The organism is Nocardia asiatica NBRC 100129 (assembly GCF_000308415.1).
In the GTDB taxonomy this organism is placed as follows: Bacteria; Actinomycetota; Actinomycetes; order Mycobacteriales; family Mycobacteriaceae; genus Nocardia; species Nocardia asiatica.
This window is the reverse complement of sequence record NZ_BAFS01000251.1, coordinates 1-2,537: the sequence shown is the minus strand read 5'-3', so window position 1 is coordinate 2,537 and position 2,537 is coordinate 1. Positions and strand designations below refer to the sequence as shown.

Annotated in this window: 1 protein-coding gene; it reads left to right on the top strand. The window is 71.2% G+C overall.

Translation table 11 applies throughout. The features are described 5' to 3' along the window. On the top strand, window positions 1-2,537 hold a 2,537-nt coding region (locus ON27_RS24745), incomplete at both ends, for a non-ribosomal peptide synthetase (RefSeq protein ID WP_043732637.1).

The window sequence follows — 2,537 nt, the reverse complement described above, 5'->3', positions numbered from 1 at the left end:
CGGATCCGGCGCTCGACGATCTCGTCGGCATGTTCGTCAACACGCTCGTCCTGCGCACCGCGGTCGACCCGGCGGCCGGTTTCGATCGGATGCTCGACGTGGTGCGGGAGACCGATCTGAACGCTTTCGCCAACGCCGACGTGCCGTTCGAGCGGCTGGTCGAGGTGGTCAACCCGGAGCGGTCCCCGGCGCGCCACCCGCTGTTCCAGGTGATGCTGTCCTACGACCACGCGCCGGATCTGCGGATCGACCTGCCCGGTGTGCGCGCCGAGGTGCTGCCGATCGCCTCGGACGTGGCCAAGTTCGACTTGCAGCTGGTCGTCCACGACGACTCGGGCGACGGACCGCTGTCGGCCGAATTCGGCTACACGACAGATGTTTTCGACCGGTCCACGATCCAGTCGTTCGCCCGCCGGTTCATCGCGGTGCTGGCCGGCGGCGTGGCCGCCCCCGAACTGCCGGTGGGCGACCTGCCGATCCTGGACCGCAAGGAAACGGAGAACCTGGTGCCCATCGCGGGCGCGCCCGCCGAGCCGCCGATCACGCTGGCCACCTTGCTGACCGCCACCGCAGGCCGGCTGCCGGACGCGGTGGCGGTGCGCTACCTCGGCGCCGACACCACCTACCGTGAACTCGACGAGCGGTCGAACACGCTGGCGCGCGCACTCATCGAGCACGGCGCCGGTCCCGAGACGGTCGTCGCGATCGCGCTGCCGCGCGGTCTGGACGCGATCACCGCGGTGTGGGCGGTCGCCAAAACCGGTGCGGCCTATGTTCCCATCGACCCGAGCTATCCCGGTGAGCGGATCGCGCACATGATCGGCGACTCCGGCGCGATGCTCGGCATCACCGACCCGGAATGCCTCGCCGCCATGCCCGCTTGGCCCGCGGCGCGGGGCAGGCACCGCAAGGCCCAGGTCGACTGGCTGGTGCTCGGCTCCGACGAGCTGACCGCAGAACTCGCGGGCCACCGTGCGGATCCGATCACCGACGACGAGCGCCACCACCCGATGCGGGTCAGCCACCCGGCCTACCTCATCTACACCTCCGGCTCCACCGGAACACCCAAAGCGGTGGTGGTCACCCACGCGGGCATCGCCTCGCTCGCCGGTGAGCAGAACTACCTGTTCGGTATCACGGATGCGGCCCGCACGCTGCACTTCTCCTCGCCCAGCTTCGACGCCTCGGTGCTGGAGATGCTGCTCGGCTTCGCCGCGGGCGCCACGATGGTCGTCGCCCCCCGGGGCATGTACGGCGGCGCCGAGCTGGCCGCACTGCTGCGCGAGGAGCGGGTCACCCACGCTTTCGTCACCCCTGCCGCGCTGGCCACCGTGCCGAACGTGGGGCTGGACGAGCTGGAGACGGTCATCGTCGGCGGTGACGCCTGCTCGGAGGAACTCGTCGAGACCTGGACCGCCGGACACCGCATGCACAACATGTACGGCCCCTCGGAGGCCACCGTCGCGGCCACGGCGAGTGGGCCGATGGCGCCGGGCCGTCCGGTTCCGCTCGGTATGCCCGTCCGGGGCATGCGACTGTTCGTACTGGACGGCCGTCTGCATCCGGTGCCGCCGGGCACGCCGGGTGAGCTGTACGTCTCGGGTCCCGGCGTGGCCCGCGGCTATCATGGGCGCTTCGGGCTCACTGCCCAGCGGTTCGTGGCCAACCCGCACGGCAGGCGCGGCGAGCGGATGTACCGCACCGGTGACCTGGTCGTCATGGAGCGGTCGGGGCAGCTGCGGTTCCTCGGACGCGCGGACGACCAGATCAAGATCCGGGGATTCCGCATCGAACTGCGCGAGATCGACAACGTGCTGCGCCTGCATCCCGGCGTCCGGTTCGCGCTCACCGTGGCGCACACCGACGAGCGCGGCCAGGTGCGGCTGGCGTCGTATGTCACTGCCGAGCGGCCGGTCGAGCCGCGAGCGGTGCTGGAGACCGCGCGTCAGCGGCTGCCCGGTTACATGGTGCCCGCGTCGGTGGCGGTGCTCGACGAGCTCCCGGTCACCCCGGCGGGCAAGCTGGACCGCAAGGCGCTGCCGGAGCCGGTGTTCGCCACCGCCGGACCGTCCCGCGCGCCCAGCACCGACCTGGAACTGGGTGTGGCGAGCGTGTTCGGCGGGGTGCTCGGGCGCCCGGTGACGGGAGCCGAGGACAGCTTCTTCGACCTGGGCGGCAACTCGTTGCTCGCCACCCGCCTGGCCGCCGCGCTGCACGCGGAGTTCGGGGTGGAGCTGCCGGTGCGGTCGATCTTCGAGGCGCCGACGGTCGCCGGGGTCGCCGCGCAACTGGACCGAGCGCCCCGGACGCGGCGGCCGGCGCTGGCGGTGCAGACTCCGCGTCCGGGACGTATCCCATTGTCGCTGCCACAGCAGCGTTTGTGGTTCCTCAACCGATATGCGCCCGAATCGAGCGCTTACAACATCGCTTTCGTGATCCGCGTCGCCGGTGACCTGGACGTGCCCGCACTGCGGGAAGCGCTCACCGACGTGGTGCGTCGGCACGAAGTGCTGCGCACCGTGTTCCCGGAGGACGCC